Raw genomic sequence first — 25001 nt, 5'->3', positions numbered from 1 at the left:
GAAGATTACATTTCGGATTTAATTTTAGAAAACGGTGCACTAATAAGGATTACTGCCGGGTACGTAATGATGCGCCACAATAGAACAGCGGGTTTTACGGTTTCCGGTGTGAAGAATGGGTTCATAAATACATAAGAACTTAACTCGGAAGCACCAGCCGCTCCGGGAAGAGGAATCAGCGAAGATACCATGGTTACAAAGGCCTGTGAGAAAATCATGCTGACTGGCGATGCTTTGTTAAACCCGAAAGAACGGTAAATGCAGTAGAAAACCGCAAAAAGAGAAGTAAGCTGAAAGAAGGTCAAAATGTAAGTTTTAATCAGCAGAGATTTGTTCCGGTAAAGGTATTGGTTGCTCTCATGGAAGGAGTCAAGCTGAACTTGCCAAGATTCTAAAGTCTTTTCGTAATTCTTTACAAGGTGGATTTTGGAAAGAAACTTGGTGGCCCAAACAAGGAGCTTGTTCGTGATTTTTTGATTAAAGGAAACAACAAGAAGAAAACCGGCCGCAGTGCCTTGAACAATAAATCCGAAAATCGTAAGGGCAACCATAATGGGACTCAGCAGGTTTATTTCCTTTCCGTACTGAAAAATCAGGGCAAACATACTGTAAGCGGTAATGCTGGTCTGATAAACAAAAAACTTCTGAACAAGTGTGGAAGCTGCATTTCCTGCGTCTATCTTCTGTTTTGTCATCACATAAATTTGCATAGGCTGTCCGCCGGATTGAAACGGAGTAATCGCACTGTAAAGATGCCCAACCATGCAAACCTTAAAAGCGCGGCGGAACGTATAACTGTTACTGATACCCTTTGTGAACAGGTAAATCAGACAAGTATCCAGAAATAAGTCAGACAGCATGCAGAGAACAGCGAAAATCAGCCATTCAATTTTAAACTGATGGACGTGTTCCGCCAATGTCGTTAGACCATTCTCAGAAAACGCAAAGTAGCTCAGGCAGCCAACCGTGAGAACGATCGAGAAGATGTTAAAGAAGGTCTTTGCGCTGATTTTTTTCCTTTGGCTAGTGGGCATTGAGTGCTCCTCCGAATTTCGATTTTTAACGTTTTCTCATTATAGTATCTCACAAGCCTTCATAATTTGCAACAAAGAATTATATAAATAAACAGAATGGAATAATTTAGGCATAGGGAAAAAGTTGATGTGCAAATTTTACAATAAATTATATGATAATTGTATAAAATATATATTTATCGAACAATAGAATTTGCTATAATAACCTTAGGATCGTCCAAATCATATGAATCCGGTTAAGGCAGTTATTATATTTACTATATAAGCAAACTGCATAAAAAACGGAAGGTGGATGATGAACATGCCGGGGCTACAAAATGCCACCGTGTTTGAAACGGTGGCGATCTGGGTCGTACTTGCAATCGCAATTATCGGTTTGCTGTATGCACTTCTGCTGCGGTCGCAGATTTTGAAGGCAGATAAAGGCACCGATAAGATGCAAGAGGTATGGAATGCTATTCGGGAAGGTGCAAATGCCTACCTGAACCGCCAGCTCAAAACAATTGTTCCTTTCATTGTTGTCCTGACCATAGTATTATTTTTCTCTGTCTATGTTATACCCCCATCGGCTGAAGCAGCTGAGAGGTTCCAAGGTTATGACACCGGAACGATTCAGATTATTGTCGGAATTGGCCGTGCTGTAGCGTTTGTTATGGGTGCATGCTTCTCACTTGCCGTTGGGCAGTTCGGTATGCGAATGGCTGTGCAGGGAAATGTCAGAGTTGCTGCTGCTTCCAAACACAGCTTCAATGAAGCTCTGAAACTTGCCTACCGTTCCGGAACCATCACAGGTATGCTGACAGACGGTCTTGGCCTTTTGGGCGGCACAGTGATCTTCATTATCTTCGGGATTGCTTCTCCTGACGTATTGCTCGGCTTTGGCTTCGGTGGAACGCTGTTGGCTTTGTTTATGAGAGTCGGCGGCGGTATTTATACAAAGGCTGCCGATGTCGGTGCAGACCTCGTCGGTAAAGTTGAAGAGGGAATTCCGGAAGATGACCCGAGAAACGCAGCTGTTATTGCTGACCTTGTCGGCGATAACGTGGGCGACTGTGCCGGTATGGCTGCCGACATCTTTGAATCATACGAAGTAACGATTGTTTCCGGTTTGATTCTTGGATGTGCGCTTGTCGGTATTACACACGATATTAAATGGATTGTATTCCCGTTGCTGGTTCGCGGCATCGGTGTATTCTCGTCAATCATCGGTACATATTCGGTCAGAGGAAGGAAAAAGGCAGAAGACTCCAACGCGATGGCCTCGATTAATAAGGGGTTCTATACTTCCGCTGTGATTTGCCTTGTTTCGTTCCTCCTGCTTGCGATTTTCTACATGCACGAGTGGCGTGCATTCCTGTCTGTGGCAGTCGGTATCGTTTTGGCCATTCTCTTGGATGAAGTCACAAAATACTTTACCGATACCCGCTACAAACCGGTTAAGAGCATTGCCGGCGCAGCAAAGTCCGGCGGCGCGGCAACATTGATTCTACGTGGACTTTCCACTGGCTTTGAAGTCTCCGTTTGGCAGACACTTATTATTGCAGTAACCATTCTTATTTCGGTCCTGATTTACTGGGGACAGGACGTTACCTTTATCCTTTACGGTGTTGCCATGACCGGTATCGGTATGCTGACACTGACGGGCAACAACGTTGCTATGGACTCGTTCGGACCGATCTCGGATAACGCGAACGGCATTGGCGAAATGGCCGGCCTTGATGAAGATCAGCGTAAGATTATGGGCGACCTTGACTCCGTCGGCAACACGACAAAAGCAATTACGAAAGGTGTCGCCATCGGTTCCGCAGTCATTGCCGCAGTTTCGCTGTTCGGTTCGTTCCTTACGGACGTTTCAAATGTTCAGGTCCAGATGGGTGTAGACAGCGCTAAGACCATTCTGCAAAGTGGTATCCGCATTTCTCAGCCCACAGTTTTCATTGGCGCGTTGATTGGTGCCTCGATTCCGTGGCTGTTCTCTTCTTTGATTATCAATGCTGTGGCCCGTGCCGCATCGCAGATTGTTGAAGAAGTTCGCCGTCAGTTCCATATTCCCGGACTGATGGAAGGCAAGGTAAAGCCGGATTATTCACATGCGGTCGGCATTTGCACCGTTTCCGCGCAGAAAGAGCTCATTACGCTCACAACCATTTCCGTTCTGACTCCGCTGGTTGTTGGATTGTTCCTCGGCGTGGAAGCTTTGGGCGGTGCTCTTGCAGGCGTCATCCTTTCCGGCCAGCTTTTGGCTGTGTTCATGGCAACTTCAGGCGGTGCATGGGATAACGCAAAGAAGACCATTGAAGATGGCGCTTACGGCGGAAAAGGCTCCGAAGCGCATAAGGCTGCCGTTGTCGGTGATACCGTCGGAGACCCGCTGAAGGATACTTCCGGACCGGCACTGAACCCGATGATTAAGGTTATCAACATGGTTTCGCTTCTTGCGGCTCCGATTTTGATTCGTTATGAGGGTTCAACCACTCTGAATGTCATTCTCGGCATCATCTTCTTGGCCGGTGTTGCTTTCTCGATCCTCTATTCTAAGAATGGCGGATTCAAGAAGAAAGCCGAATCGAATGATGTTGCCTGATTAACAAGGAAAAACTGCTGTGTGGCACAGAAAGCCACACCGCAGTTTTGCGTTATACGCACAATCTCAATTATACAGCCTTTCTTCCATGCTGAAAGACTTTGATGGCAAAATGCTGACCATTATGGTCAGCATTTTGCTTTTGTACGATATCCTTGTTCCGTCTGAATATTCCTCAAAAAGCAAACCATACTAAATTAGGATTCAGGCAGTTTGCGTTCTCACTTGCCGGAGAAACTTGCGAAACTGCCAAAAACGAAAAAGCAAAGAGGAGGTTAGATAGGAGAAGGCAGCTCCGGTTTATGCCGGAACTGCCTATCAACGTCGAACAACATGGTTACGCTTTCACAGAAGGAACGATTCCTGATTCAGGATTTACAGGACCAAGAGAAGCTGTGCATTGAAAAATATGAAAAGAACCAGACGGCAGCAAAGGATACTGTCCTCAAAGACCTTTTTGGCGAATTGAAGAAGGATGAACAGAGACATTATGATTCATTGGGACAGGTACTTAATGGTACGGTTCCCTCGGTAAATACGAACGACACCGCCGGCAAAGACTACAACCCAAAGGCAACCTATACGGGGAATTTTAATCAGGCCGATAAGGATAACGATTCATTCCTCTGTACGGATTCCATCTCCGTAGAAAAATATGTGTCATCGGCCTATAACTTCAACCTGTTCCAGTTTGGCAACTCAGATGTGAGAAGACTTTTGAACGACATTGAAACGGAAGAACAAAATCATGCCGAAAGAATCTATAAATACAAAACCGTAAACCAGATGATGTAACGCCTTGATGTTTTACGGAACTGACCTGCATGATATTGCTTTTCAAAAGCCGCATAAGATAATCAGAATCCTTGATTATCTCATGCGGCAGTTTCTATGTTGACTTAGCGAAAGCTAGGTTTTAAGAGATTGAAACGGAAGAAAAAACATGCTAATTAGTAAAATGCAAAAACACAATCGAAAGGGTGAGTATTGAACAAGACAATACTCACCCTCTTTTTGTGCTGTTAGAAATGCCCTTCCATCTTTTGAAGCAAAAAAACATCATTTTGAATCAATCGAGGAATCGTTTTTCTGCTTTCGGCTGCTCCATATCAGATAGACAGTGTATGAAACCGCAAAGCCAAACAGCCAACCTCCCAGCACGTCACCAGCGTAATGAACACCGAGGTAAACACGGCTTATGCCAATCGTAACCACCATGAGGATACAAAGAATCGAAAAGATAATTTTCTTTGTATCGCTTTTCACATATCGGAACAACATGAAAATCAGCATGGAATAAAATGTGGCGGTAACCATCGCGTGACCGCTTGGGAAGCTGTAGCCCGTTTCGCTGATTAGTTGAAGAATGTTCGGGCGGTTTCTGGCGAATATCTGTTTCAGAATAATGTTGATTACAGCCGACACAATGACAGCCGTGGAAGTCGGCAATGCAATTGCTTTTCTCAATTTTGGAACGAGAAAAGTAATCAAACACAGGATTGTTATGGAAGCTGGATCGCCGAGATGTGTTATTCCTTTCAGAAACGCGGTCAGGGATGGAGACATATGCTCAACAGCTTCATGATAAACCCAGCCTTCAAAGTTCGTTGCAATATCTGCTTCAATGCAGACTGCAAGGACGATAAACAGCATGATGGGGACAATCGCGAACCACACATTTCGCTTATTCATTGCTAACTTCCTTCGCAATCTAAACTAACGTTCAAAGGGTTTGTTCCCTGCATCCGCTAAACCGGCACAGTGATGATATCGTTCCTATTTTAGAGGAGAATTCCTTAGTCCACTGTTTGTACGAACAGCGTTACAATAGTAAAGATATGCAAATGGGTTGTGAATGTCAAGCAGTATCAGTTATGCAGCTTAATCGGCATATACGAACTATGAGGGAGAAATGCGCGTTTTAAGAGTCGAAATATTTGGAAAAATCGAAAAATATGTTGAAAATTGACTTGTTGGAGGAAGAAGTTTGGAGTACACTATTATGTAGATTATTCAAATTTAGCAACCAGTTGATGCCAATTTTACGACACTGATTTGAAATATCAGCGCCATACGGCGTTTGAGAGAGGATGCGCCCGATTGGCTTTTTCTGATTTGACGTTTATTTTCGCTTTTCTCCCGATTACATTAATCCTTTATTACTCCGTACCGAAAAAGCTAAAAAATTATGTCCTTTTGTTCGCAAGTGTGTTGTTTTGTGGATTGGGTGCATGGTGGCAGGTAGGGCTTCTTGCGGCGGACGTCATAGTAAATTATACGTTGGCGTGGTCATTTGATGCAAATCGCAGCAATCAACATAGAAGACAATGCTTGTTTTGGCTTACTATTTTGCTGAATATAGCACTACTTGTGCTGTTTAAATGCTCTGGCTCCATTCCAATTGGAATTAGTTTTTATACATTTCAAATTATAGCGTATCAGGTTGATGTTTACAAAGGCACATGTCCGCGTGAGCAATCGCTGAAGCGGTTTATGACATATTTGTTTTTCTTCCCAAAATTGCAGGAAGGGCCGATTACACGCTATGATGAACTAAGCACTCGCCTTTGCAAACCGCTCTGTCGCGTTGAAAATCTTGAGGAAGGTTTTCGTATCTTTGTAGTGGGCCTTGCATATAAAATCCTCATTGCCAACAAGCTCGGCGGCTTATGGAAACAGCTTTCGATCATTGGTTATGACGCCATGTCGACCCCGCTCGCTTGGATGGGGATGTTTGCCTTTACCCTCGAGCTTTATTTCGACTTTAACGGCTACTCCCTCATGGCAGTCGGAATCGGGAAGATGTTCGGATTTACTTTACCGCAGAATTTTCTGTTCCCTTATAGTTCTGTATCGGTGTCAGAATTTTATCGCCGCTGGCATGCCACACTCGGCAGCTGGTTCCGCGATTATGTTTATATCCCGCTTGGCGGCAGCAGGAAAGGAATGCCCTGCACCATCCGAAATCTTTTGATCGTCTGGTTTCTTACGGGATTGTGGCACGGCCTTCACTGGAACTTTGTCCTCTGGGGACTTTCGTTGTTTGTCCTGATTGCGATGGAGAAACTCGGCTTGAGAAAGTTGCTTGAGAAATATCGAATCGTTGGCCATATTTATGTTTTGCTTATCATCCCTCTGACATGGATGTTGTTCGCCAATCAGAATTTTTCGGACCTTTGTATGTATTTTACCCGCCTTTTCGCTTTTGGGGAGAACAGCATTCACGTTTATGCTCTGGATTGGCTGGAATACGGCAGAAGATATGCACCCTACCTCCTTGCCGGATGCCTGTTTCTGATTCCGTCCATCGAACGATTCCTGCTTTCACAAAAAAAGAAAAATCGTGTTTTTACCACGGCTATTCTTACAGTTCTGTTTTGGATGAGCATATATTCCATTTATCACAGTGCAACTGATCCCTTCATGTATCTTCAGTTTTAACCTACTGTTTCGGCAGGCTCAGCTGATGCTATTACATCTATAAGGATTGATTGAATTGAAAAGGATACTTCGGAAGTGCCCGCTCATCATTCTTACCTTGCTGATCTCTTTATTTGTCGGAGCATTCATCGGCACAGGAAAAGTAATGACTACAAGTGCATCACTAACAGATGAACTTGTTCCGAGCGCTTCGGTTACAGTTGCTGCCAACACGGTCAGTTCATTGCCGGATGGCGGCTCATCTGCTTCTTCAAGCCCGAGCTCAGCTGCAAGTAATGCCACACAGCAAACTCCCTCCGGAAACGAACCTGCGGCGAAAATGGGGCAGCTGCCGAACGCTTTTTCACAGAAAAAGTCCCTAGGTGCTGTGAATCCGGATTATTTTAGCGATGCGCTTTTTGTTGGAGACAGCTTAACAGAAGGTCTAAAAGAGTACGGACATTTGGACTCTGCTTCCTATTTTTACCGAGTCGGCCTCAGCATTTACCAGGTTTTTGAGCATCCAAAAAGGGATGCGCAAAGCGGCTTGACATTAGAGGAGATGTTAAAGCGGCACAAATACGGGAAAATATACTTTTTGCTCGGCATCAATGAGATTGGTACGGGAACAGACGATTATTTTGTTCACCACTATGCCTCCGTTCTTCAAAAAGTCCGTACTTTGCAGCCGAATGCAATCATCTATATCCAATCCATTCTCCCTGTGACAGCCGAGAAATCCAGCGGCGGCGTTTTCAGCAACAAACGTATTCATGAGCGAAATTTAAAACTGGAAAAACTCGCAGACGGAGAACACATCTTCTTTTTGAATGTTTCCTCTGCGTTTGCGGATAAAGATGGATGCTTACCCAAGCAGTATTCCGGCGATGGTGTTCACATCAAAGCAAAGTACTATCCGATTTGGGCAAATTACCTGATGACCCATGCGGTTTTGCATCAATGAGATTAGAAAAAGGAAGAGACACGCTTGTGCCTCTTCCTTTTTGTTCTGCAGAAATGTTTCTTTATGCGTTTACTTTTCCTCGGGAAAAACAGCCTCTTTTAGACTGCGTACAAAATCTGCCACCTTTGGTACAGCATTGCTTCCGTATTTTTCTACAAGGTCCACAATAGCGCTTCCCACAATCACTCCGTCACAGTAACGCGCTGCCTGCTTCGCTTGTTCCGGGTTTGAAATGCCGAACCCGACGGCGCAGGGAATATCGGTACATTTTTTTATTGCACCGAAAAACTTTTGAAAATCGGTTTCAAATTCCGTGCGCATACCCGTCACCCCGGTGGAGGAAACGCAATAAAGAAAACCTTTTGCTTCTGCGGTAATCATGGCGATGCGCTCATTGGAGGTCGGTGCGACCATGCTGATGACAAGAACACCATTTTTTTCAGCTTCTGTTAGAATTTCATCGCGCTCCTCATACGGCATATCAGGCACAATGACACCGTCTACTCCGCAATCTGCACACAGTTCAAAAAATCGGTCCTTCCCGAAACGAAAGATGCTGTTAAGGTAAAGCATCAGCAGCAGAGGCTCCTCCGTTTGACTGCGGAGCCGTTTTACCGTTTTAAAGATATCAAGCAACGTTGTTCCGGCGTCCAGCGACCGCTGGCTGGCTCGCTGAATGACAGGCCCTTCCGCAATTGGGTCGGAGAACGGCACGCCGATTTCCACCAAATCGGCCCCCGACTCAAGCATAGCAAGGACAAGTCTCTCGGTTGTCTCTAAATTTGGGTCGCCCGCTGTAACAAATGGGATAACCGCTTTTTCGTTCTTGGACTTCAATTCGGCAAATTTCTGTTCAATCCTATTCATTGATCTGCACCCCCTGATATTTCGCAATTGAAGCAACATCTTTGTCGCCGCGCCCGGAGAGGTTAATGACGAGAATCTGGTCTTTTTTCATTGTCGGAGCAATCCGCATTGCCGCGGCAACCGCGTGCGAAGATTCAATCGCGGGGATAATGCCTTCCATTTTAGAAAGATACTCAAATGCTGAGACTGCCTCATCATCGGTAATTGCTACATATTGAGCGCGGCCGCTTCTGGCAAGCTCAGCGTGTTCCGGCCCGACCCCCGGATAATCCAACCCTGCGGAAATGGAATAAACCGGCATAATCTGTCCTTCTTCATTTTGAAGAAAGAGCGATTTCATGCCATGAAAAATTCCGGGGGTGCCTTTCGTAATGGTCGCGGCGTGTAGGGCAGTGTCAACGCCTTTTCCGGCAGCCTCAGCCCCTACGAGGCGCACGGTTTTCTCAGGGATAAACTCGTAGAATGCGCCCATTGCGTTGGAGCCGCCTCCCACGCAGGCTACAATGCAATCCGGCAGTTTTCCTTCGCGTTCTTGGAGCTGTCTGCGGATTTCCTGCCCGATAACTTTCTGGAAGTTCCTTACCATCATGGGGTAGGGGTGCGGGCCCATTGTCGAGCCGATGAGGTAATAGGTGTCCTTCACGTTGGTGCACCAGTCTCGCATCGCCTCGTTGACGGCGTCTTTGAGTGTGCCGGTTCCGGAGTCCACGCCCGTTACTTCAGCTCCGAGCAGGCGCATGCGGAATACATTTAGAGCCTGCCGCTCCATGTCTTTGACGCCCATGTAAATCTCACATTTCATGTTGAACAGGGCGGCAGCAGTGGCGGTTGCAACGCCGTGCTGACCGGCGCCGGTTTCGGCAATAATACGCTTCTTTCCCATCCGTTGAGCGAGAAGAATCTGACCCAATACGTTGTTGATTTTGTGAGCACCGGTGTGGTTTAGGTCTTCTCGCTTCAAGTATATTTTGGCCCCGCCAAGGTCCTCAGTCATGCGCTTTGCAAAATACAGCATAGACGGCCTGTTTGCGTATTCATGGTAAAGCCGCTTGAGCTCCGCATTGAACTCTGCGTCCTTGCTGTACTTCTCATACGCCGCTTCCAATTCATGTACGGCGTTCATCAGAGTTTCAGGTACATATTGACCACCGAATTCTCCGTACCTTCCGACTTTTTTCATGTCAATTTCCTCCTTTACCGGGTCTACCGAGAATCTGCATGACCCGCTCAATCTTTTTGCGGTCTTTTGTACCGCATGTTTCGATGCCACTGGAAATATCCACTCCGAACGGAGAAAGCTCCCTGATGGCGTTCTCAAGATTTTCGCTGCACAGTCCTCCTGCAAGGAAGAAAGGCACCGTCAGGTTCGCTTTGCGTATCAGCTCAAAATTTGCTGTCTTGCCAGTGCCGCCGAATTCTTTTTCGGAAAAGTTGTCGAGCAGAAGCAAATCTGCACCGAGTCCAAGAGCATGTTGAATGCTTTGAGCGTTTTTTACCCGCACGCCTTTCCAGATTTCAACGTCGGGCAGCAGCTTTCCGAGTTTTGCAATATCCTGCGGGGTTTCATCACCGTGGAGCTGAATTACGTCAAGCCCGACCAGCTTTGCTGTGTTTGCAATATGCTCCGGCGTTTCATTGACGAAAACGCCCACTTTTGCGATGTCCCCTGTCAGTTTTCCTGCAAGGAAAGATGCAATTTCCGGCGTGATTCTGTGCTTGGTGCCCGCAAAAACAAAACCGACGTAATCCGGCAAAAATTCATTCATCAGCTCAATGTCGTGTTCGCATTTCATACCGCAGAATTTAACTTTCATGGCACACCTCGCAATTCCCGCAGTTTCGCAGAGGGGTCTCCGCTTCGCATGAGTGTTTCACCGATTAACACGGCATCCGCTCCCGCTCGTTCCGCAAGGAGAACATCCGCCCGCTCCTGAAATCCGCTTTCCGAAACGAGCACACATTGCTTCGGAACAAGCTGCGCAAGACGCGTGGTGGTTCCGAGGTCAACGCGGAAAATTGTGAGGTCCCGGTTGTTGATGCCCACAATCTCCGCTCCCGCTTTCAGTACCTTCTCAAGCTCCGCTTCATTGTGCGCTTCCATCAAGCAGGCTAATCCGAGACTATCTGCTATCTTCTTGTATTCCGCCAGTTTTCCCGCATCCAGAAGCGATGCAATCAGCAGAATGGCGTCCGCGCCCATTGTCCTTGATTCATAAATCTGGTAAGGGTCAATGATAAAATCCTTACGCAGCACGGGGAGTTTTACAGATGCTCGCACTTTGCGCAGATTTTCGGAGGAACCTTGGAAAAACGCTTCCTCCGTAAGAACGGAAACGGCATCGGCGCCGCCACGCTCATATTGTAGAGCTATCTGCGTGGGGCGGAAATCCGGGCAGATAAGCCCTTTGGAGGGGGAGGCCTTCTTCACTTCCGCAATGATTGTGATTCTTTCCTTTTGCAGGGCTTTCTTAAAATCCAGCGGAGGCGAGGCCCGCTTGATTTCCTGTTTGATTACATCAAGCGGGTGGGCACTCATCTCCCGTTGAAGCTGCTCCTTCCGCTTTGCGACAATTTCTTCGAGTATCATGCAGGTTCACCGCGAAAGGCGTTTGTCAGCCTTCTCAGTTCGTTGAGCTTTTCCAGAGCCGCCCCGCTGTCAATGGAATATTCTGCTCGGTTGATGCCGCGTTGGATTGTTTCGGCAATTCCGCCGACATACAGCGCGCATCCGGCGTTGAGCAGTACAATATCACGCTGCGGCCCCTTTTTCCCGTTTAAAATCTGCAGGGTGATTTCTGCATTTTCCGCTGCGGAACCCCCCACAACGTCCGCTTTCCGCGCGAGCGGGAGGCCATAATCCCGCGGGTCTATTTCGTAACGAATCCGCTTGTTTCCGCGAAGCTCGCAGACAGAAGTCCGGTCGGAAATGCTGACTTCATCAAAGCCGTCGTCCCCGTGAACCAGCATGGCAGTTTTCACACCGAGGTTTGCAAGGACTTCTGCGAGAGGCTCCAGCAGCGCCTCATCATAAACGCCGAGCAGCATGCCTTCTGCGTGAGCCGGGTTGGCGAGAGGCCCGAGAATATTGAAAACCGTGCGGAGCCCCGTTTCACGCCTAGGCCTTGCGGCAAAACGCATGGAGCCGTGGTAATACTGAGCAAAAAGGAATGCGATGCCGCAGCGATCCATACATTCCGCAGCCTGTTCTGCAGTGATGTTGATATTTACACCAAGCGCTTCCAACACGTCGGCGGCGCCGCTTTTGCTGGACACACTACGGTTTCCGTGCTTTGCAACACGAAGGCCGGCACCTGCTGCAACAAAAGCGGAAGTCGTTGAGATGTTGAAGCTGTTTGAAAGGTCTCCGCCGGTTCCAACGATATCGACCGCTGCGGGCGATATCGGAATCTTCTTTGCCTTTTGACGCATGACTTTTGCAAAACCCGTGATTTCTTCAATCGTTTCTCCCTTCATGCGCAGGGCGGTGATAAATGACGCAATCTGTGAATCCGTCGCTTCATCGCTCATGATGTAATTCATTGCCTCCCGAGCTTCGTCCTCAGTCAGGCTTTTTCCGTCTACGACTTTTGCAAGGAACGGTTTCAAACCAATTCGTTTCTCCATCGGGATGGATGGGGCAGGAACTGTTAATTCCATGTGACACACCTCTTTCAAAAAGTTATAGATAATGCGGTCTCCGGCCGCCGTTAAAATGGATTCTGGGTGAAACTGCACGCCGAATGTGGGGTGCGCGCAGTGCTGTATGCCCATGATGTGACCGTCCGCGTCACGGGCTGTGATTTTGAGGCACTTCGGCAGGGTATCGGGGTCAAGAATCAGGGAGTGATACCTCGCAGCCTGTATTTCGTCCGGAAGGCCGTGAAACAGCGGACAGGCTGGGTCAATTTGTATGGCACCTGCCTTTCCGTGCATCAGCCGGCAAGAGGAAACGGTTCTTCCGCCGAAAGCCTCGCCAATTGCCTGATGCCCGAGGCAAACGCCGAGAATCGGAATTTTCCCGCTGAGGTGTTGAATTGCTTCAATCGAAATCCCTGCGTTTTTGGGGTACCCGGGGCCGGGTGAGATGACAATTGCTTGTGGATTTCTCCGTTCGATTTCGCTGATTGTGATTTTGTCGCTGCGCATAACAAGAATGTCCGGGTAAAAGACACCGAGCCTATCGCGCAGGTTATAGGTAAAACTGTCATAGTTATCAAGTAAAAGAATCATAATTTTGCCGCCTCCATAATCGCGTCAAGCACGGCTTTCGCCTTGTCGCTGGATTCTTGGTATTCTTTTTCGGGGTCGCTGTCAGCAACAACTCCCATGCCAGCCTGAACATACGCTTTTCCACCTCGGAACAATGCCGTGCGAATGGCGATACAGGTATCAATGGTACCGTCAAATCCCAGGTAGCCGATGGCACCTCCGTAAACGCCGCGCTTTACGGTTTCCAGCTCGTCGATAATCTGCATGGCGCGGATTTTCGGGGCGCCGGAAAGCGTACCTGCCGGAAGAAGCGAAAAAAGAGCGTCAACGGCGGTTTTTCCGGATTGCAGCGTTCCACGGACTTCGCTGACAAGGTGCATGACTTTGGACGCGTGTTCTACATGCATGAAATCCCGCACTTCAACGGAACCGTATTGACAGACGCGCCCAACGTCATTCCGCCCGAGGTCCACCAGCATGGTGTGTTCCGCTCGTTCTTTTTCGTCATGGAGAAGCTCTTGTTCCAGCTTTTTGTCCTCGGCTTCGTCAGAACCGCGAGCAGATGTGCCTGCAATCGGTTTGTTCGTCACGATACTGTCCTCCACGCGGACGAGCATTTCCGGCGACGCACCGCAGATTTGGTAATCCGGTGCCTGAAAATAGTAGAGGTACGGAGAAGGATTCGTGGAGCGCAATACCCGGTAAACGAAAAAGGCGTCGGGAGGATTTTGTACTTCAAAGCGCCGGGACGGAACGACCTGAAAGATTTCCCCCGCACGAATTAGGTTCTTGGCTTTTTCAACGCGTGCTATGAATTCTTCCTTTGTCACATTGACGCTTATAGTCGGACTAATCCTGCTTTTGTGCGTCGGTTCGTCAGCAGGAGGTGCGGATGAAATGAGTCTCAGTAATTCTTCGGCCCTCGCATCACAACGCCTGTATTGCTCCTCAGCGTCGGATTTGTTGTCGATGTGGAGAATTGCGTAAGATTTTCCGTTCAGATGGTCAAAGGCAATCATCTCGTCATAGCGATGGAGAATGCAGTCCGGCATTCCAAGGTCGTCCGGCGGAGGATTGCCGAGGGAAGGCTCCAGATAGCGCAGCATATCGTAACCGAAATATCCCGCAAAGCCGCCTGTAAATCTCGGGTATCCCGGAAAATGCGGGGAGCGGAAGTCGGCAAGAAGGCAGTTTAAAAATTCCGCAGGGTCATTGATTTGCTCTGTTCGGCAACATTCTCCGCTTGCGATGGTTGCCTTGCCGTTTTGAATCACGATTTGCGCTTTCGGGTTTATGCCGATAAAGGAATAACGACCCCATCGTTCCGATTGTTCGACACTTTCGAGGAGAAAGCAGTTTTCGGAACGGCCTTTCAGCAGAGAAAAAATACCGACGGGAGTGGCGCAGTCCGTCAGGGCCGTGGCGAAAACAGGTACGGTGGGGTAGGATTTCAGCAGTTTTTTTACCGTATCAATTGACGGATACAACATGGTTTTAATCACCCTTTCGTATTCGGAAAATAAAAAAGTCCATCGTCCCTAATTCCTAGGGACGATGGACTCGTGGTGCCACCCTAATTCAGGAACACAATGTTCCCCTCAAACGGGTACGCTGTGAACTTCATCGTCTAATTCAGGTACGCTGCAGTTCGCATGAATACCCTTCCGCTGTAACGCGCGGACGCGGCGACAGGTACTCGGAAAACCTTTCTCTGTGCTCCTCACAAATCCATTCACAGACATCGTATGTGCCGGCTTTCACCAATACCGTGCTCTCTGTGTCACCGTCGTGCCTGCTACTTGCCTTTGTTCATCGGATTTTGCCTATTAACTTGTTCAATTGGTGCAATTATACTGGAAATAATTTCATTTGTCAAGACCTTATTTGAAAATACATGGGAAAATTTTACTTCGTCTATGGGAATTAAATGAACAATTTAATCATCGGCTTTAAGGGCCATCTGAGCGACGTCCATGCAGACTGAGAAAAATGTCAGAACAAAAATCAGCGCGGCAAAACCAAAATCTAAATGTATTTTTCAAGGAAACACCGCGTTTCATGAATCCCATGAACAAATGCCCAACACCGGGAAGAAAAGCGAAATTTTTACACAAGCAGTTTAAGGATTCCATGCGAGTATTGAAAAATTTTCGGAAATTCGATATACTGTAATGGACAATAACCAATATGGCAAAAATGCGTTTTTTAGGAGGCTATGAATGAAACAGTCTGAGAAAAGGGCACTCGAGATTACCGCGTGCAAGGTCCGCATGGGCATCATCGATGGTGTCTATCATGCAAAATCAGGACATCCGGGTGGGTCGCTCTCTGCAGCTGAAATTTTTACCTACCTCTATTTCCATGAGATGAACGTTGATCCGAAGGATCCGAAGAAAAAGGATCGCGACCGCTTTGTACTTTCCAAGGGACATACCTGCCCAGGTCTGTATGCAACCTTGGCACTGAAGGGCTATTTCCCGCTGGAAGAGCTGAAAAAGCTTCGCCACACGGGTGCACTTCTTCAGGGACATCCTGATATGAAGAGTATTCCGGGCGTTGACATGAGCACCGGATCTCTTGGCCAAGGCATTTCCGCTGCTTGCGGCATGGCAGTTGCGGGAAAGATGGACGGCAGCTCATACCGCGTCTACTGCCTGCTTGGCGACGGTGAACTCGATGAAGGCCAGGTATGGGAAGCTTGCATGTTTGCAGCTCATCAGAAGCTTGATAATCTCTGCCTTATCATCGACAATAACGGCCTCCAGATTGATGGGCCGGTTGAAGAGGTCGCTGGTCCGGAACCGATTGATAAAAAATTTGAATCATTCGGTTTTGATGTTCAGACCATCGACGGACATGATTTTGATGCAATTGAGGCAGCATTGAATCACGCAAAAACAGTAAAAGGGAAGCCCTGTGCCATCATCGCGAAAACGATCAAAGGCAAAGGCGTATCCTTCATGGAAAATCAGGTGGGCTGGCATGGAAAGGCCCCGAACGACGAACAGTATCAGACAGCCATGCAAGAACTTAAAGCGGTACTGTCCGGACTGGAGGCAGAATAAATGGCAGAAATGGTAAAAAAGGCAACTCGTGAGAGCTACGGCCTCACACTTGCAGAAATCGGCGATCAATACCCCAACATTGTTGTGCTGGATGCAGACCTTGCTGAAGCAACAAAGTCTGTGTTCTTCAAGAAGAAATTCCCAGATCGTTTTATCGACTGCGGTATTTCAGAGTGCAACATGGTTGGCGTTGCTGCAGGTCTTGCAACCTGCGGAAAAATTCCGTTTGCAAATTCATTTGCTATGTTTTCGGCAGGCCGTGCGTTTGAGCAGGTCCGCAATTCCGTTTGCTACCCGCATTTGAATGTAAAGATTGTTGGTTCTCACGCCGGTATTTCCGTCGGCGAAGACGGTGCAACCCATCAGTGCTTGGAAGATATCGCTCTGATGCGTTCTCTTCCGGGAATGGTTGTTCTTAATCCTGCGGACCATTATGAGATGCGCGCTGCTGTAAAAGCGGCGGTTGAGTATCAAGGCCCGGTTTATCTGCGCCTTGGCCGCCTTGCGGTAGAGAGTTTCAATAACTCCGATGATTACAAATTTGAACTTGGCAAGGGCATCACGCTCCGTGACGGTAAAGACATTACCATCATTGCAACGGGCCTGATGGTTTCCCGTGCACTTGAGGCTGTGAAAGAGCTTGAGAAAGACGGCATTGATGCACGTCTCATCAACATTCACACCATTAAACCGATTGATCGTGAGATCATCGTGAAAGCTGCGAAAGAAACAGGCAGAATCGTCACCGTTGAAGAGCACAACGTCATTGGCGGACTCGGCGACGCTGTCTGCAGTGTCCTCTGTGAGGAATATCCGACTCCGGTTACAAAGATCGGCGTCAACGACGAGTTCGGTCATTCTGGCCCGGCTGCTGAGTTGCTCGAGGTCTACGGCCTTTGCGCTTCTCACATTGTGGACGTGACCAAGAAAGTTCTTTCCAAATAAGGACTGGCATCGGCCGCTGCGGGATTTTCGTCCTGTGGCGGCCCTTTGCATAAGGTCAAAAACAATTTACACAGGGAATGAGGAAAATAAATTGGATAATTCCTTTATTACATTCACAATCCCGAAGCAAAAAACAATAGCGCTGATTGCGCACGACGGCAAAAAGAAAGAACTCATCGACTGGTGCGAAGCAAATAAGGATATTCTGAGACATCATTTTCTCTGCGGAACAGGAACTACCGCAAGGCTTGTGGCAGAAAAAACCGGGCTGCCCGTAAAGGCTTATAACAGCGGACCGCTCGGCGGTGACCAGCAGATTGGTGCCAAAATCGTGGAAGGATTGATCAATTTCGTCGTGTTCTTCTCCGATCCTCTGGAGGCGCAGCCGCACGACCCGGATGTGAAGGCACTTTTGAGAATTGCTCAGGTCTACGATATTCCGATTGCGAACAACAAAGCTACCGCAGATTTTATGGTTCATTCTTCGCTGATGAGTGAAGAATATGAACATAAGGTCATTAACTTCCGGCAGAATGTGGCCGACCGTGTCAGCGAGCAAAGCCGGCAAATGTAGGGGAGAAATAGCATGACTACCGTAAAAGTTTTGATCGACAGTATCCAGAAAGTCAAGGAATTTTCATCCATCATTGCAAGATGGAACGTTGAGTGCGAACTGGTTGATGGGCCAAGAATTCTTGACGCAAAGTCGATTATGGGCATTTTCAGTCTGAATCTTTCAAAACCACTCGAGCTTCGCATTCATTCCGACAATGCGAATCTTGTGGAATCCATTCGGAAGTTCATCGTCTGACGCTGCAGCATAATCTGAACAAACAAAAAAGCCATGAGCGTTTTCCGCTCATGGCTTTTTGTTGATTTATTTAACCCTTTACCGCACCGGCAACGAGGCTCTTTTGAACCTGACTGCTCAGCATGAAGTACAAGAGTAATGTCGGAATTGTTGCAACCATCAGAGCTGCACCAATGGGGCCCCATTCCGTGAGGTACTGACCGGCCATGGACTGAATACCGACCGTGAGTGTCTTTGCTTCGTCTTTACTGATAAAGGTAACTGCCATCATCAGTTCGTTCCACGACTGCAGGAACGTGAAGATTGCGCAGGTCGCAATAGCAGGGCGGAGCAGGGGAAGGATAATGCTGAAGAAGAGACGGTAGATACTGCATCCGTCGATGCATGCGGATTCATCGAGTTCCCTTGGGATTCCGTCCAAAATACCGGAGATAATCATAATTCCCATCGGAATTGCAAAGCCAGTGTAAGGAATGATCAGAGACCAAATGGTGTTGATCAGTTTCAGGTTGCGCATGACAACGAATACGGGCAGCAACGCGGCGTGAATCGGAATCATCATGCCCACAAGCAAAATGGACATGGCAACCTTGCTCAGTTTCCAACGCATCCGCTGCATAGCGAACGTTGCCATAGTGGAAGCAAGCACGGTAAACAGAATGGTCATTGCTGTAACGATAATACTGTTTAACAGGTAGATGCCCACTTTTCCGTTCAGCAAAGCATTGGAATAGTTGCTCCAGCGATAAACTTGAGGTAGGCCGACAATGTTACCGCCGAAGATTTCCGTGTTGTTTTTCAGTGAGAATGTAAATAGCCAGTAGATGGGGAATAAGCATAGAATAGCCCAAATTATCAGACAGATATAGAGTATGGCTTTCCCAAAGTAGGCAGGAATACTTTTCTTTTTCATAGCTGCGACACCTCTAATCTCTTTGCAATGCTCTGAATATCTTGCGGACTACGAATGTGAACAGAACACATTCCGCGATGATAAACACAGCCATTGCGCTGCCGTAGCCGTACTGATATCCCATGAAAATCGTGCGAACCATTAATGTACTTGGAACCTCGCTTGCCTGCGCCGGTCCACCATTTGTCAAAACATATACAAGGTCAAATACCTTTAACGAACCGATGACTGAGAAAATCAAGCTGACTTCCAGCATCGGCAGAATCATCGGAATTGTAACACGAAAAGCAATTTTTGTTCTGTTTGCGCCATCAATCTTGGCTGCCTCGAAAATCTCAGGGTTGATTGACTTAATTGCGGCGTAAAGCAAAAGCATATGATACCCAGTATATTGCCATAGTGTGGGAATAAACGTAGCGATTAATGCGGTGTTCTGGTCACCCAGCCAGCCATGCGCCCAGCTTGAGAGACCGATGCTCCGAAGAAAAGTGTTCAGAAGGCCGTAATCCGGATGATAAATTTTCATCCACAGCTGGCCGATTACCACAGTAGACAAAACGACAGGAACGAAATAAACATTGCGGAAGAAGTTTTCACCCTTCACGCCGTTGGACAAGATGATTGCCAGCAACAGGGAAATCGGTATTTGAATGAATACAGAAGCAAGTAAAAAGAGAAATGAGTTTCTAACAGATAGCGGGAAATTATCAACATTGCCGACGAATAGCTTTTTATAGTTTTGAAAGCCAATAAACGTTCCGCTTCCCATACCGTCCCAGTTCAATGTGCTGTAGTAGAAGGACATAAGGACAGGCATCAAAATTACCAAGAGAAAAAACAGCACAGCCGGAAGCATAAAGAAAACAATGGCTTTTTTGTTTGATAGTACTTTGTTCATAGGTCTTCCCCTCAACAGGTAATGAACGGAAGCCGAAGATTTGGCTTGCATTCGGGATTGTCAGCGAAAAATGGGACCCGAGACCGGTAAAGGTCCCGGGGTCCCCGAAATAATTAGGAGTTCATAGTCTGTAGATCTTTTGCGTACTGTTCCGGAGTAATCTTCAGTGCGAAAAGTTCAGAGGATTTGTTCATATAGAGTTCAGACTTAGATCCATCAAGATAGGTGTTCCACCAAAGCGTATAGGTCTTTGCCGAATTCGTCAAATCCATCAGTTGCTTCGTCAGTGTATCAACCTTAGATTCATCGATGTCAAGCTTCCAAGCCGGGAGACTTACGCCCGCCTCGAATGCTTCTTTTGCAAAGCCCTGAGCGATATACTTGAGGCAAGTAACCGCCTGGTCTTTATACTGCGTGTTAGCGCTGACAACAAAGGTTCCAGCCACGCCGCCAGTCAGGTCGGTTGAATCGCTCTTGTCGCCGACTTTCGGGAACGGAACAATCTTAATCTTGTCTTTTACCTTACTCTTGTTGACATTGCCGATGGTCCAGCTGCCGTTGAAATACATTGGGACTTCACCATTGTAGAACGGAACTTCCGATTCGTCTCTGGAAATACTCATCGGGCTGTCGCCAAATGCACCGAGTTTTACGAGTTCCTGGAGCCTCTTGGCACCGTCGATAATGCCAGCGTCTTCGTAGGAACCTTTGCCGGAAAGAGCATTGATGCAGGCTTCATAACCGGCGGATCTTACCTGAAGAATATCAAGGTACATATCAATGCACCATGCTTCTTTGCCGCCGACTGCCATCGGGGTCTTCACGCCGGCTGCACGGAACTTCTTGCAAGCGTCGACCAGTTCATCGTATGTGGTCGGAACCTTGATGTTGTACTTGTCGAACAGTTCCTGATTGACAAAGAATGTGCCGACGTCCATGGTGTGAGGCAGTCCATAGACCTTGCCGTCAAATGTCATGTTGTCGAGCGTTCCGTCAAGCAGTTTGTCCTTTGTTCCGTCGTTCAAATAATCATCCAACGCGAGAAGCTTACCGGCCGTTACAAAGTTTTTCATGTAGCCGCCGGCCCAGTAGGTAAAGATGTCCGGAGCTTCGTTTGCTGCAACGGCGGTGCGGATTTTGGTCTTGAATGTCTCGTTTTCCGTTGCGTCAACATCGAGTTTGATGTTCGGATGTTCCTTTTGGAAATTGTCAAGTGTTTTCAAGAACGGGACTTTGCTGGATTCGGAATCTGCTGCCCAGATGTGCCACAGTTTCAGAGTAACCTGCTGGTCACCGGACTGTGCACCTGATGTCGTGTCGGAGCCGCTGTTCGAGCAACCAGCCATACTGAAAAGCATACTTGCGGAAAGAGCTCCTGCAATGACATTTTTCAGGACTTTGTTCATAGTGCTTTCTCCTCCTTAACAGATTTGAGAATTTCTCCTCTTGCGTTCATTATAACCAAAGAAAGCTACAGTTAGAAGGCAAGATTTTTACTCTAGATGGTAGTATTTTTACTTATTGCACAGATTATAGCAGCAAAATTAATAATATTTTGACGGAATTTAATTCTTGTGTGTTAATCTGTTGAGGAGGATCCTTTTACGCGTTTTCTAAATTCCTGAATGGAGCATCCGGCATATTTCTTAAAGCACTTTCCGAAGTAGTTCGGGTCAGGAATGCCGACTTCGGCGCCGATTTCATAGGCCATTTTATCACTGTTTTGAAGCAGTTCCTTCGCTTTTTGAATCCTAAGGTCAGTCAGGTATTCAACGATAGAAGAACCTACTTGATGCTTGAAAGTGCGGCTCAGGTAGCTTGGATTTAGGTAAAAATGCGCGGAGAGAGACGCAAGGCCAAGTGTTGGGTCAGAAAGGTGCTCGTTAATATATTCCATCACCATGGCAATCTGCTGGCCGCTTTTTTTCTTCCGAATCTTCCGTGTCGTATCGGTGAGTTCGTTGGCGGTTTGGATCAACCGCTTTTCAATTTCTGAAATATCTTTTAGATTAATCATTTCCATGTAGGCTTTTCCGAATTCCTGCGTAGGAAATGCAACATGCAGCTCCGCTGCAATGTTAAAGAGCAGGGTCATGATATTAATACCTTTTACGCGAACAGCATTGATGTCTTCAATTTCCGCCAAAGACTGTTGAACTAGTAAGCGGTGAATTGCTTCCACCGCCTCTTTCTGGAAACCGGCTCGTACAAAAAATTCAATTTCATCCAATCCTTTGTTTTGTTCTTTTTCGTCTGAATCCACCATACTGACGTCTTTGTAGGAAAGGACGATTCTGTCCCCGTAAAAAATGCAGTATTTCAGCGCCATGCAGGCTTCCTGATAGGATTTGGAAAGCCCATGCAGACCTGAGCGAAGCGTGCCGATGCCCGCGCTTACCCGTCCCTGAAGTTTTGAAGAAAGCATGTCCTTCAATCTTTCCATTGCGGATTCAAAAGTACTGGTGTTGCCGGTGTACGCAACTACGATATTGCTTAGATGATCCGAAAAAACATAGGACTTTGGATCATTGCTGAAAAACTGTTTTACAAGGTCCAATGCAGCCATGCTGTAAAGAATCCGCTTTTCGCCATCCATGTTTTCTGGTTCGCCGCGCAGGGTAATAACAGCAGCCTGTACTTGCTTTTCAATCGCTTCCAGCGAAAAATACTGGATTTTTTGCTTTATCTCATCATCCGGTAAGTCGGCAATCAGCAGTTCACTCAAAAATTCTTTCTGCAGGGTTTCACGCATTTGACCAAGCTGCTCCTGAATTCGCGCATATTCCTGCTGCATATCCAGTTCTTCCTCAATCTTTTTCGCAATTGAGTTTAAAGTAGATGTCAAGCTCTCTCGCTTTACAGGTTTGAGCAGAAATGCAGAAACACCCATCTGTACGCTCTGCTGGGCACTCGAAAAATCTTCGTAAGCAGTCAGCACGATAATTTTCAGGTTCGGGTACGCTTGAAGAGCAAGCTTTGAAAATTCAAGACCATCCATATATGGCATGCGAACGTCGGTTATGATGAGGTCTGGCCGCACCTCATCCAACATATGGAGGGCCTCCTGACCGCTTGACGCTTCACCGCAGATTGTAAAGCCAAGTTCTTCCCAATTGACTAAAAGCTTCAGCAGCTTTCGAGTTTTTTCTTCATCGTCTACAAGCATTACTTTAATGTCTCGGTTGAATTCCGTCATTTTTTGTCCTTTCCCTTTCTGAAGTCTCTTTTGGAATTGAAATCGTAATGATTGTACCTTCGTTCTTCGAGCTTTTTATTGTATATGAACTATCGCTTTCATAATAAATTCGTAGACGTTCGAGCGTTTCGCACAGTCCGAAACCGCTGCCTTTAATGTCGCCGTTTTGAATGGCTTTGATGACATCGTCGGACATGCCAATTCCGTTATCCTCTACGGAGAGGATGATTCGGTCGCCGTCGCCTTTTACACGAACCAGAATTTCTCCCGGTTCACCTTTCGGCCGAATACCGTGGTAGATAGAATTTTCAACTAACGGCTGTAAAACAAGTTTTAGCGTCTTATACTTCAGAACGTCGTCATCAATGTCGAATTTTGCTGTGAATATATCGCCGTAGCGAAGCCGCTGCAAAAATAGGTAATCTCGGGTAATGTCAACTTCGTCTTTAATCGAGATGATTTCTTCGCCTTTGCTCAGGCTTTTTCGGTAAAATTCTCCCAAAGCTTCGAGAGCGTCATATAGCTCCGCGTTCTTTCCTGCGAGGGAGAGATATGCCATTGCGTCAAGTGTGTTATAAAGAAAATGAGGCTTGATTTGTGCCTGAAGGATGTTCAGTTCAAGTTTCCGCTTGGCTCTTTGGTCATTAATGGTTTTATTCAGGAGTTCTTGAATCTTGGTAATCATCAAGTTGTAGCCGTCTTTTAATTGCCCGATTTCATCTGCGCCGGTGTTCATGTTCACGGTAACGAAGTTGCCTTTTTGTACGCCTCTCATCGACTCGAGCAGTTTGTGTATCGGAACAGTGATTAGGCGTGAGGAGATCATGATTCCTCCCAACAGAAGTATGATGTTGAGAAAAATAATGATGAACGTAATACGCTGGTAAAGGGCAAGCTCCTTATCAATTTCTTCCATCGGGATTCCCATGATAATTTTCCATGCAGGGGAGTCGAGTGTAATGGAAGAGTAAATGAACCGCTTGCCGCCGGATTTCAGAATGATTGGAGCATCGCGATTTTCTTCGCTATTTTTAAGAATCATCGCTACATTTTCTTTGGGAATGGATTCGTTGCTAATGATATATTCATTGGATTCGTTCAAAAGAATTACGTTGCTTCCATATTTCTTAACAATTTCGTGGTAACTTTCTTCCAATGCCGAGTTGGAAATATTCATGAGAAGAATTCCGATTGGGCGCTGTGAAACGGTGCCGTTGATTAGCCGGACCATTGAAACGCTGCTATCTTTGTTTTCTGCAGAAAAAATATTGTTGGCATGCAACTGGAACAGACTAGCGCCACGAAGATTTACAACCTGCTTATACCACGGTGCTCCCGTAATACTTGAAAGTTTAAGGCTGTAGTTCATTCCTCTGCCAGCTCCATAGAAGTGCCCATAGTTGTCGAAAACATAGATGGATTCAATCGACGGCATGGTATTAATTAGCAGGGTTAGGATGGTTTTCATCTTTTTCTCTGCTACAAAAGTATCTTCCTCTTGTCCGTTACTCAGAATTGTTTGCACGTCATTGTTCGATAGGATGACACGCGAGTTGTAATCGACGTTTTGCAGAAGATTCGTGATGTTTGATTTCAGGGAGTACAAAGTTTGCATAGAGAGTTCGCCACTTTTCTGAATCGAAAAGCGGTAGTTCAAATTGTAATAGACAATCCATGAAAGGAACATGGAAAGTAAAAATACAAAAAGATATAAAACGGACAGCTTCGTTGAGATTCGGAAATTCATATATGTTTTTTTGAGGCGAACCAGTACTTTTTTCATATCAGCAACATTCCCTTGCACAACGAAATTCTCGTTGGTCGATGTGATTTATAGAACCTCTTCCGTGAATTGATTTCCTATCATTTTGATTTGCATTTGATTTAAATTAATTTATAGACATATTAACACAAAATAAAAATAGAATAAAGTGCATAAAAACAAGGTAATGTAAATGGCTAATTTGTAAAAAGATGGATAATTTTCATAAATAAAATATAAAACATTTACCCACAGCCGGAAATCCAGTTTCGGCCTTCATGGCTATCTTTTTGAGTTTTCAAATCGCAAAATACTGTACTAGTGTGATTTGTG

The 25001-nt window shown here is 46.5% G+C and carries 22 protein-coding genes; 8 read left to right on the top strand and 14 right to left on the bottom strand.

The features are described from left to right. Window positions 1-5 precede the first annotated feature (5 nt). Window positions 6-1034, bottom strand: coding sequence for a lysylphosphatidylglycerol synthase transmembrane domain-containing protein (locus tag NOG13_RS04480; protein ID WP_283111072.1), 1029 nt, complete (start codon window positions 1032-1034; stop codon window positions 6-8). Between the two features lie 301 nt (window positions 1035-1335). Between NOG13_RS04480 and NOG13_RS04475 the strand changes: the two genes are divergently transcribed. Then, window positions 1336-3618: a sodium-translocating pyrophosphatase gene (locus tag NOG13_RS04475; RefSeq protein WP_283111071.1), complete on the top strand. Its 2283-nt coding sequence runs from the start codon at window positions 1336-1338 to the stop codon at window positions 3616-3618. Window positions 3619-3951: 333 nt separating this feature from the next. Continuing rightward, on the top strand, window positions 3952-4413 hold the full coding sequence (locus NOG13_RS04470) for a ferritin-like domain-containing protein (protein WP_283111070.1): 462 nt from the start codon (window positions 3952-3954) through the stop codon (window positions 4411-4413). A 264-nt stretch (window positions 4414-4677) separates the two neighbouring features. Here NOG13_RS04470 and NOG13_RS04465 read toward each other — a convergent pair whose 3' ends face one another. Further along, window positions 4678-5310 carry a phosphatase PAP2 family protein gene (locus NOG13_RS04465; protein WP_283111069.1) on the bottom strand — a complete coding sequence of 211 codons (633 nt, stop codon included), beginning with the start codon at window positions 5308-5310 and terminating at the stop codon, window positions 4678-4680. Between the two features lie 516 nt (window positions 5311-5826). On the opposite strand from NOG13_RS04465, the gene NOG13_RS04460 reads away from it, so the two are divergent. Next, entirely contained in the window at window positions 5827-7059 is a 1233-nt protein-coding gene (locus tag NOG13_RS04460; RefSeq protein WP_346347672.1) for an MBOAT family O-acyltransferase, read from the top strand. A gap of 18 nt (window positions 7060-7077) precedes the next feature. Here the strand turns inward: NOG13_RS04460 and NOG13_RS04455 are convergent, their stop codons facing one another. After that, the gene (locus NOG13_RS04455; RefSeq protein ID WP_283111068.1) at window positions 7078-7341 is read right to left on the bottom strand and encodes a hypothetical protein; all 264 of its coding nucleotides are present in this window, start codon (window positions 7339-7341) and stop codon (window positions 7078-7080) included. A gap of 37 nt (window positions 7342-7378) precedes the next feature. On the opposite strand from NOG13_RS04455, the gene NOG13_RS04450 reads away from it, so the two are divergent. Beyond that, window positions 7379-8002 carry a GDSL-type esterase/lipase family protein gene (locus tag NOG13_RS04450; RefSeq protein WP_283111067.1) on the top strand — a complete coding sequence of 208 codons (624 nt, stop codon included), beginning with the start codon at window positions 7379-7381 and terminating at the stop codon, window positions 8000-8002. A gap of 69 nt (window positions 8003-8071) precedes the next feature. On the opposite strand, the gene trpA is transcribed toward NOG13_RS04450, so the two are convergent. The 6 genes from trpA to trpE are packed head-to-tail and all read right to left on the bottom strand — an operon-like array spanning window position 8072 to window position 14568. Beyond that, window positions 8072-8869: a tryptophan synthase subunit alpha gene (gene trpA, locus NOG13_RS04445; RefSeq protein WP_283111066.1), complete on the bottom strand. Its 798-nt coding sequence runs from the start codon at window positions 8867-8869 to the stop codon at window positions 8072-8074. Further along, a complete protein-coding gene (gene trpB / locus NOG13_RS04440; RefSeq protein WP_283111065.1) occupies window positions 8862-10049 on the bottom strand; it encodes a tryptophan synthase subunit beta in 1188 nt (395 codons plus the stop codon). Before trpB ends, trpA begins: the two co-directional genes overlap by 8 nt. Before the next feature lies 1 nt (window position 10050). Then, on the bottom strand, window positions 10051-10683 hold the full coding sequence (locus tag NOG13_RS04435; protein WP_283111064.1) for a phosphoribosylanthranilate isomerase: 633 nt from the start codon (window positions 10681-10683) through the stop codon (window positions 10051-10053). Then, complete coding sequence (trpC, locus tag NOG13_RS04430) at window positions 10680-11456, bottom strand: indole-3-glycerol phosphate synthase TrpC (RefSeq protein ID WP_283111063.1); 777 nt, start codon at window positions 11454-11456, stop codon at window positions 10680-10682. The genes NOG13_RS04435 and trpC overlap by 4 nt, the downstream gene beginning before the upstream one ends. Next, window positions 11453-13099, bottom strand: coding sequence for a bifunctional anthranilate synthase component II/anthranilate phosphoribosyltransferase (locus tag NOG13_RS04425; protein WP_283111062.1), 1647 nt, complete (start codon window positions 13097-13099; stop codon window positions 11453-11455). Before NOG13_RS04425 ends, trpC begins: the two co-directional genes overlap by 4 nt. Continuing rightward, a complete protein-coding gene (trpE, locus tag NOG13_RS04420; RefSeq protein ID WP_283111061.1) occupies window positions 13096-14568 on the bottom strand; it encodes an anthranilate synthase component I in 1473 nt (490 codons plus the stop codon). The genes NOG13_RS04425 and trpE overlap by 4 nt, the downstream gene beginning before the upstream one ends. 729 nt (window positions 14569-15297) lie before the next feature. Here trpE and NOG13_RS04415 point away from each other — a divergent pair. The 4 genes from NOG13_RS04415 (at window position 15298) to NOG13_RS04400 (ending at window position 17899) form a co-directional block, all read left to right on the top strand. Continuing rightward, window positions 15298-16143: a transketolase gene (locus NOG13_RS04415; protein WP_283111060.1), complete on the top strand. Its 846-nt coding sequence runs from the start codon at window positions 15298-15300 to the stop codon at window positions 16141-16143. After that, window positions 16144-17088 carry a transketolase family protein gene (locus tag NOG13_RS04410; RefSeq protein ID WP_283111059.1) on the top strand — a complete coding sequence of 315 codons (945 nt, stop codon included), beginning with the start codon at window positions 16144-16146 and terminating at the stop codon, window positions 17086-17088. A 91-nt stretch (window positions 17089-17179) separates the two neighbouring features. Next, entirely contained in the window at window positions 17180-17662 is a 483-nt protein-coding gene (locus NOG13_RS04405) for a methylglyoxal synthase (RefSeq protein WP_283111058.1), read from the top strand. A 12-nt stretch (window positions 17663-17674) separates the two neighbouring features. Beyond that, window positions 17675-17899 carry an HPr family phosphocarrier protein gene (locus tag NOG13_RS04400; protein ID WP_283111057.1) on the top strand — a complete coding sequence of 75 codons (225 nt, stop codon included), beginning with the start codon at window positions 17675-17677 and terminating at the stop codon, window positions 17897-17899. A gap of 70 nt (window positions 17900-17969) precedes the next feature. On the opposite strand, the gene NOG13_RS04395 is transcribed toward NOG13_RS04400, so the two are convergent. The 5 genes from NOG13_RS04395 to NOG13_RS04375 form a co-directional block, all read right to left on the bottom strand. Continuing rightward, window positions 17970-18812, bottom strand: a complete 843-nt coding sequence (locus tag NOG13_RS04395) for a carbohydrate ABC transporter permease (RefSeq protein ID WP_283111056.1) — start codon at window positions 18810-18812, stop codon at window positions 17970-17972. 13 nt (window positions 18813-18825) lie between these two features. Further along, entirely contained in the window at window positions 18826-19710 is an 885-nt protein-coding gene (locus tag NOG13_RS04390; protein WP_283111055.1) for a carbohydrate ABC transporter permease, read from the bottom strand. 113 nt (window positions 19711-19823) lie between these two features. Next, the gene (locus tag NOG13_RS04385; RefSeq protein WP_283111054.1) at window positions 19824-21116 is read right to left on the bottom strand and encodes an extracellular solute-binding protein; all 1293 of its coding nucleotides are present in this window, start codon (window positions 21114-21116) and stop codon (window positions 19824-19826) included. A gap of 173 nt (window positions 21117-21289) precedes the next feature. Continuing rightward, window positions 21290-22906, bottom strand: coding sequence for a response regulator (locus NOG13_RS04380; RefSeq protein ID WP_283111053.1), 1617 nt, complete (start codon window positions 22904-22906; stop codon window positions 21290-21292). Then, the gene (locus NOG13_RS04375) at window positions 22881-24689 is read right to left on the bottom strand and encodes a sensor histidine kinase (RefSeq protein WP_283111052.1); all 1809 of its coding nucleotides are present in this window, start codon (window positions 24687-24689) and stop codon (window positions 22881-22883) included. Before NOG13_RS04375 ends, NOG13_RS04380 begins: the two co-directional genes overlap by 26 nt. Between the last annotated feature and the right edge of the window lie 312 nt (window positions 24690-25001).

Origin of the sequence: Thermocaproicibacter melissae (assembly GCF_024498295.1) — a bacterium.
GTDB lineage: Bacteria > Bacillota > Clostridia > Oscillospirales > Acutalibacteraceae > Thermocaproicibacter > Thermocaproicibacter melissae.
This window is presented reverse-complemented; position numbering and strand designations above follow the sequence as displayed.